The sequence below is a fragment of the Zhongshania sp. genome, assembly GCF_029212375.1.
Taxonomy (GTDB): Bacteria; Pseudomonadota; Gammaproteobacteria; order Pseudomonadales; family Spongiibacteraceae; genus Spongiibacter.
This window is the reverse complement of the sequence record NZ_JARGNU010000008.1, coordinates 165170-172895: the sequence shown is the minus strand read 5'-3', so window position 1 is coordinate 172895 and position 7726 is coordinate 165170. Positions and strand designations below refer to the sequence as shown.

The 7726-nt window shown below is 53.3% G+C and carries 8 protein-coding genes; 1 reads left to right on the top strand and 7 read right to left on the bottom strand.

Annotated features, from left to right (window positions below):
• Positions 1-180: 180 nt before the first annotated feature.
• From P1U47_RS10610 to P1U47_RS10590, 5 genes are read right to left on the bottom strand one after another with little or no spacing between them, the layout of a single operon-like run.
• Positions 181-927 (bottom strand): SDR family oxidoreductase, encoded by a 747-nt coding sequence (locus tag P1U47_RS10610; protein ID WP_301028828.1) that lies wholly within the window; start codon positions 925-927, stop codon positions 181-183.
• 14 nt (positions 928-941) lie between these two features.
• Positions 942-1640: a histidine phosphatase family protein gene (locus tag P1U47_RS10605; protein ID WP_301028826.1), complete on the bottom strand. Its 699-nt coding sequence runs from the start codon at positions 1638-1640 to the stop codon at positions 942-944.
• The gene (locus P1U47_RS10600) at positions 1640-2713 is read right to left on the bottom strand and encodes a phosphotransferase family protein (RefSeq protein WP_301028824.1); all 1074 of its coding nucleotides are present in this window, start codon (positions 2711-2713) and stop codon (positions 1640-1642) included. The genes P1U47_RS10605 and P1U47_RS10600 overlap by 1 nt, the downstream gene beginning before the upstream one ends.
• Complete coding sequence (locus tag P1U47_RS10595; RefSeq protein WP_301028823.1) at positions 2700-3518, bottom strand: SDR family oxidoreductase; 819 nt, start codon at positions 3516-3518, stop codon at positions 2700-2702. The genes P1U47_RS10600 and P1U47_RS10595 overlap by 14 nt, the downstream gene beginning before the upstream one ends.
• 60 nt (positions 3519-3578) lie before the next feature.
• Complete coding sequence (locus P1U47_RS10590) at positions 3579-4799, bottom strand: acyl-CoA dehydrogenase family protein (protein WP_301028821.1); 1221 nt, start codon at positions 4797-4799, stop codon at positions 3579-3581.
• Between the two features lie 114 nt (positions 4800-4913).
• On the opposite strand from P1U47_RS10590, the gene P1U47_RS10585 reads away from it, so the two are divergent.
• Entirely contained in the window at positions 4914-5816 is a 903-nt protein-coding gene (locus P1U47_RS10585) for a LysR family transcriptional regulator (protein WP_301028820.1), read from the top strand.
• Between the two features lie 97 nt (positions 5817-5913).
• Here P1U47_RS10585 and P1U47_RS10580 read toward each other — a convergent pair whose 3' ends face one another.
• Positions 5914-7161: a malic enzyme-like NAD(P)-binding protein gene (locus P1U47_RS10580; RefSeq protein ID WP_301028818.1), complete on the bottom strand. Its 1248-nt coding sequence runs from the start codon at positions 7159-7161 to the stop codon at positions 5914-5916.
• Positions 7162-7460: 299 nt separating this feature from the next.
• Positions 7461-7691: a 50S ribosomal protein L31 gene (rpmE, locus tag P1U47_RS10575; RefSeq protein WP_301028817.1), complete on the bottom strand. Its 231-nt coding sequence runs from the start codon at positions 7689-7691 to the stop codon at positions 7461-7463.
• Between the last annotated feature and the right edge of the window lie 35 nt (positions 7692-7726).

Below are 7726 nucleotides of genomic sequence, written 5' to 3'. Positions count from 1 at the left end.
GTCGGATGTCGGATGTCGGATGTCGGATGTCGGATGTCGGATGTCGGATGTCGGAATGATTGCCGCCTACCGTCACAGAAGTGTCAAGCTCGCTTTTGATTTTTCGCCCGACACCTGACTTCCGACTTATTAGCTCCGCTTTTGCGTCAGACGCCCGACGTCAGACTTCCGACATGCCCCTCACGTCATCTTCGCCACAACGCTCAAAGGCAATACCTTCATTGCAAACCCCACTGCAACCCAGGGCCAGCCTGGCACTTTGGCTTCGGCTGGCTCTCGCTCTATGGCCTTAACCATCGCTTTACAGCCGGTTTTTAAATCCACCCGCAGCGGCGCTTTTTTAAGACCAGAGTTGATCGGCGTAAGAATAAAGCCCGGCAGTATGCAGCTAACTTTAATCGGCGTGCCGATCATATCGGCGCGAATACCTTCGGTCATATTGCGCAGGCCCGCTTTGCTAGCGGCGTAAACATTTAAAGCGCGTGCGCCGCCGCGCACTGCACTCATGGATGACACCGTGACTAAATGACCACTGTTTTGGGCGCGAAATATTTCCAGCGCCGCTTCGCACTGCGCCAGCGCACCAATAAAATTAGTTTCTGCGGTCTGGCGATTCGCCGCGAAGTGGCCAGTGCCCAAGGACGCTCCCTTGCCCATACCGGCGTTCACGATCACTCGGTCTAGGCTGCCAAGGTCATCGCGAAAGGCGCGAAAAACCTCAAAAACCTTTTCGTAATCACAAACATCCAGCTCACGAATAAAAATCTTTACGCCGGGGTGCGCAGCTTCTAGCTCCGCTTTTAAGGTTTGCATGGGCTCAATACGGCGAGCGCACAAGGCGAGATTACAACCCTTGGCGGCAAACTCACGGGCCATACCTTCACCCAAGCCCGAGCTCGCGCCAGTAATAAGAATATTTTTACGCATAATAAATTTCCGTGTTAACGATAACTAAGGAGTTCGCGATGACGGCCATCGAAGTGGCTGTGCTCATTAATACTGAGCAATTTGAGGCCCGACTGGCCGCTTAGGACTTTGCTATACCCAGCATTCACCAGCTGCCAGCTCAATTCAGCGGCATTGGCGTCAGCCAAGCCCAGTAAATGACGACACACTACCGCAATAGCGCCACCCGAGGTGGAAACAAAGATATTACCCCTGCTGCTCCGACTAGCCGCGTCTAAAGCGCGACTGATCCGCCCGCAAAATTGCGTCCAGCTCTCAGTGTAATCGCCATCGTAGTCACCGCTTTGCCAGCGCTGCATGGCTCGCGCAAAGTGAGCTTGAAAGCCGGCGCGGGGATTGTCTCCAGCCATATCGGCCAGCATTTGTTCGCTCACCCTAGGCTCCGCGGTATAGGCCTGCAGCAAATCAAGATGATCGTACTCATTCCAGCTTGGGTCTGTTTGCCAAGTCAGGGCGCCGGCATCCACCGTACTTCCCAAACCCAACAAACACTGTTCGGCGGTCTGCCGATGACGCCTCATATCACCACAAATAATATGCTGTGGAACTACACCCGCTGCGGCGAAAGCCGCACCCAAGTACTCTGCCTGGCGCTCTCCGAGCGGCGACAACTGATCGTAATCATCGGCGCCAAAGGAGGCCTGCCCATGACGAATTAAATACAGCGCCGGCATTAACCCTGCTTCCGAATAATGCGCTGGCAGCGGCGGTCGAGATAGCCAACGATCAACCAAAAGTGTTTGAACGCTGGGTTATCGGTTTGCCTGTGGTAATAGCGGTAGTAAATTTGCTGGATAATTCCGGCCAGACGAAATAGGCCAAACACTTCGTAAAATGCCCAGTTGTCGACTTTTAAGCCCATTCTCTCACTGTAGTAAGTGAGCACCTCGTCGCGGCTTAGCATGCCAGGCAAATGCGTGGGTTGCCGCCGCGTGGCGCGCAAAAAGCGGTCGTCGTCGGCCTGCACCCAGTAGGCCAAGGCGCTGCCCAAATCCATCAGCGGGTCGCCGAGGGTTGCCATTTCCCAATCGAGAATGCCCAGCACTGAGCTGGGGTTGGCGGGGTCGAGCACCACATTGTCAAAACGAAAATCATTGTGAATCACGCAGCTGCGCACATCCGCTGGGGTGTTCGCCGCCAGCCAGCGCATGACTTTCTTGAACGAGGGCACATTCCAAGTTTTGGCTTTGCTATACCGTCCGCTCCAGCCCTTAACCTGCCGCTCGCAATAGCCCTCACCTCTGCCCAGCGATTCCAAACCCGCCGCGCGATAATCCACTTGATGCAAGGCAACCAGCTTGTCGACAACAGACAGACACAAATCCCGCGTCTGCTCGGGGCTCAGCACTAAACCCTTGGGCATATTGGCGCGGGGAATTAGCCCTGAAATGCGGCGCATCACATAAAAATCACAATCGATGATCGAGGGATCATCACAAAAGGCCAGCATCTCTGGCACATAGGGAAACACCGGCGCCAAGGCGGCCTGCACTTTGTATTCGCGCCCCATGTCGTGGGCCGATTTGGCTTTGGTGCCCTTGGGTGGCCGCCGCAAAATGAGATCGTGACTGGGGTATTCTAGGCGATAGGTCCAGTTCGACGCACCACCACTGTATTGCGTCACCACGGGCTCACCACTTAAACCGGCGATCCGCGGTTTTAGCCAAGCATCCACCGCGGCGATATCCAGCTCCTCACCGCTGCGCACACCACCCGCCACATCAATTAGGGCCTTATTTTCGAGCATCACGCTTACTCATCATGCGATTGGTTTGCTTTAACATCATGGCGCGAAATTGAGCAAACGGTAACCAGCGTTTTAGGCGCCAAATTTTGCGTCCCTCGGGATGCGGCAGAATATAAAATTCGCGTTTTTCTATCGATTTAAATACCCGCGCCGCAATTTCATCGGCACTGAGTTTGGCCTTGTTCACCAAGCGCTGAGTGGCAGCTTGGGAGTCGGCATCTGAAGCCCGCACCGACTCTGCCAAATTGGTGCGAAAAAAGCTCGGGCAAACCACCGACACCGCAATATTGTCTGGGTCTAACTCCAAAGTCAGCACCTCAGAGATCGCCACTACCGCGGCCTTAGTCGCGCAATACGAGGCCATTTTTGGCGGCGATATCAACCCGGCCAGTGACGCCACATTTACCAAGTGGCCACTGCCCTGTGCCTGCATTAGTTTTGCAAACACCTTGCAGCCGCGCACTACCCCCAGCACATTAATATCAACAATCCATTCCCAATCGCTAAGCGGGAATTCGGTAATCCCACCTGCCGATGCCACGCCAGCGTTATTCACAACCACGTCTACGCCACCCCACTCGCTGAGCAGCCAATCTGCGGTGGCTTGCAGCGCGCTCTCCTGGGTAACATCGCAGTGGCAGTAATGCGCCGTGGTCTTGGCCTGCAATTCAGCCAAGGCCTCTGCACCTCGACCGTCGTCCACATCGCCAATACACACCCAGTAACCGGCGTCGGCAAAACAATTGGCCAGCGCTCTGCCCAAACCCGAGGCGCCACCGGTGATAAATACTCGTTTTGATGACATCTTATTTCTGCTCCTGCTTAGCGCATTGTTTATTCGTTATTGCCCATGTAACCCACTAGGCTATTTGTATTTGGCTAATTCCATTCTGGCGATCAAGCCGCGATGGACTTCATCGGGACCGTCGGCCAAGCGCAGTACCCGCGCCATCGCGAACATACCGGCAAGGGGCGTGTCGTTTGAGACCCCAGCACCACCATGAATTTGAATGGCGGCGTCGACCACGTCCTGCAGTACATTGGGCGCCACAACTTTAATTGCCGATATCTCAGTTAACGCCGACAGCGCGCCAACATTGTCTATTTTCCATGCCGCGTACAACGTCAGCAGCCGCGCCTGATCAATGGCGATACGTAAATTGGCAATCCGCTCTTGGTTGCCGCCGAGGTTAATGAGGGGCTTGCCGAAGGCAATACGCGACTTGCCGCGTTTAATCATTAGCTCTAAAGCCTTCTCTGCCGCGCCCAGCGCTCGCATGCAGTGGTGAATCCGTCCAGGTCCAAGCCGCCCTTGGGCAATTTCAAAACCGCGGCCCGCACCCAATATCATATTAGTCTTAGGCACACGCACATTTTCAAACCAGACTTCGCCATGACCTTCAGGCGCGTCATAGGCATTAAATACCGGCAACATACGTTTAATCACCACGCCTGGGGTTTTCATCGGCACCAGCACCATTGAGTGCTGGCTGTGGCGAGCGGCTTCGGGATTACTCACCCCCATAAAAATACCAATTTCACAGCGCGGGTCACCCGCCCCCGAAGACCACCACTTCTTGCCATTGAGAATGAGGTCGTCGCCATCTTCAACGATAGTCGCTTCCATATTGGTTGCATCTGAGGACGCGACATCTGGCTCGGTCATAAAAAATACTGAGCGAATCTTGCCTTCTAACAGCGGCTCTAACCACTGCTGCTTCTGCTCCTGGCTGCCGTATTTCCACAGCACTTCCATATTGCCGGTATCGGGCGCATTGCAGTTAAAGATCTGTGGCGCGATATGAGAACGCCCCATCTCTTCAGCCAAGGGTGCGTATTCCAATGTCGACAAGCCCGCACCGCGCTCGGCATCGTGCAAAAAGAAATTCCACAAGCCCAGCTCTTTGGCTTCGGCTTTGAGATCCTCAATGCGCGGATCTACCTTCCACTTAGTCCAATCGCCGCCGTCGCTGCTAGCCAGCATCGCGGGCAATAGCTCCGCCTCTAAGGGCTCTATGCGATCTTTGATAAAGGCGCGCACCTGATCGATCAATTCTTGGCAGCGGGGGCTGTGACTAAAATCCATGATGTACTCTCCTCGATTATCTGCTCAAACATACGGCGTGTTTAAATATCAGTCTAATTTATTTCATAAATGCTATATCATCATTACTGTGAATATATAAAAACGGTCGGCACCATGGATCTCAACCTCTTTAAAGTCTTTGATGCGGTCTACCGCGCCAACTCCCTCACCGAGGCCGCCAAAGATCTGCACATTACCCAGCCCGCAGTGAGCAATGCCCTTGCCCGCCTGCGCGAGCACTTTGACGACCCGCTCTTTGTACGCCGCGGCCGCAGCATCGCGCCCACACCGCTGGCCGACAGCATTGCCGCCGACATCAGCAATTCACTAATCGCATTACAAGAGAGCCTGCATCGCGGTCAACAATTTGACCCCGCCACCTCCAAGCGCCGATTTATTATTAGTATGGGTGACCCAATGGAATTCGTCGCCCTGCCGAGCTTAATCAGCCAATTGCAGCAACATGCGCCGAGCATTCGCCTGCAAAGCCAGCGCCTAGTGCGCGACCAACTCAGCCGCCAATTAATCAGTGGCGAAATTTCAATGGCCGTGGATATACCCCAGGCGGTTGACCCCAGTATTCAGCAGCAGTTTTTATTTAAAGATGATTTATGGGTGATGATGCGCGAGGGCCATCCCTTGGCAGAACCTTCACTCAGCCTCAAAAGCTATCTGCTCGCCCAACATATTTCGGTGTCTGGGCGCAGCCGTGGCAGCGTAATTGAAGATGCCGCACTCAATCGCAAAGGCCTAAATCGCAATATTATTTTGCGCGGCCAAAGTTACTACTCAGCCAGCCACATTGTTGCGGAAACGGATTTATTATTAACCTTACCCAAGCATTTAGCGCTGCGCTTTCAGCAGTTTTTACCGCTGCAATGCCTCCCGCTGCCGCTGAAACTGCCCGCGCTGGAAATGCAGATGTACTGGCATCGCAGCGCCAATAATGACACTGCCCACCAATGGCTACGAGAAAAAATTCAAGCAATTATCGCCCAGAACGGCGACGCAAATTAGACTAAACGCCCAGCCATAAAAAAACCGCCGTAACCTAAGTTACGGCGGTTTTTTTGCTTTTAGCATCTGACCTCTAGCGTTTTGCCTCTAGCTCACCTCAAGACAGAGGATAGTGCGCTGGGTATGGCAGCTGGGCAACCCCAGAATCTACCGCAGCCTGCGCGACCGCCGCCGACACCTTACCTAGCAGGCGACGATCCACCGGCTTAGGAATAATGTACTGAGGACCAAAGGCCAGCTCTGTTACACCACAGGCGTCCATCACCACTTGCGGCACCGGCTCTTTAGCCAATTCGCGCAGCGCATGCACCGCGGCAATTTTCATTTCTTCATTAATCGCGCTTGAACGCACGTCTAAAGCACCCCGGAAAATAAACGGAAAGCCCAAGACATTATTGACCTGATTTGGGTAGTCGGAACGACCCGTTGCCATAATCAAATCATCGCGCACCGACAATGCCAGCTCAGGCTGAATTTCAGGGTCAGGGTTAGAGCAGGCGAACACAATCGGCTTTGGCGCCATGGACAGCAGCATTTCGGCGCTGAGCAGGTCTGCACCAGACAAGCCCACAAATACATCGGCGTCTTTAATCGCATCCTGCAGGGTGCGCGCATCGGTATCGTTCTGGAATTCTGCTTTGTATTTATTGATGCCTTCGCGGCCGGGGTAAATTACACCGCTGCGGTCGATCATAAAAATATTTTCATAGCGCGCGCCAAGACTCACCAGCAAACGCATGCAGGCAATCGCAGCAGAGCCTGCGCCAAGACAAACCACCTTAGCGGTTTCTAGATTTTTGCCTTGAATCTCTAGCGCGTTCAGCATGCCGGCAGCCGTTACTATCGCGGTGCCATGCTGGTCGTCATGAAAAACAGGGATAGGGCATTGCTCTTTTAAGACGCGTTCAATTTCAAAACACTCTGGCGCCTTGATATCTTCAAGGTTAATGCCACCAAAGGTAATGGCAATACGCTTAACGGTGTCGATAAATGCTTGGCTGTCTTCGGCGTCAACTTCAATATCAATGGAATCAATATCGGCGAAGCGCTTAAACAACAAGGCCTTGCCTTCCATTACCGGCTTGCTGGCCAAGGGACCTAAATCGCCCAAGCCCAAAATAGCAGTGCCGTTTGAAATGACCGCAACCAAATTGCCTTTGCTGGTGTACTTATAGGCATTGGCTGGATCTCTGGCAATTTCCCGCACTGGCTCAGCCACACCGGGGCTATAGGCCAGTGATAAATCGTACTGAGTTTCGGCAGGCTTAGTCAGCATAATGCCGATTTTACCTGGGGTAGGGAGCGAGTGGTAATCCAGAGCCGCCTGCTTAACATCTTTGGACATTCGATTATTCCCAATATGAACGCAATCTCAGAGAGGCGAGAAAGCATATAGAAAAGAACTAATAGTAACAAGTCACTTAATGTGACAAAGCCCGTCACAGCTGGGTTTCACGGGCGCCTTCTGTACTCAGCGACAACATTGAAAGTTACTATTTAGAATAAGGTAACAACACACGCCGTCATTGTGGGGGCCAAACCCACGATGTATACCCGAAGGCCACAAACAAAAATGCCCGGTCAAATTAGCACCGGGCATTTCTATGGTGGCTGCCTGCGCAGCCACTAAGCACTACCGGGATATTACTCGGTAGGTGCTGCCGCCGCTGCGCCACGTGCGCCAAAACGCTTGCGGAATTTATCAACACGACCGCCGGTATCAAGCATTTTCTGCTTACCAGTATAGAACGGGTGACAAGATGAACAAACGTCAACGTGCAGGGCGTCGCCCAATGTAGAACGCGTTTCAAAGGCGTTACCACAGCTGCAAGTCACGCTCATGGCGACGTAATTTGGATGGATATCTGCTTTCATGGGTATTTCCTCTATGGACGCCGCCACCCGATCAT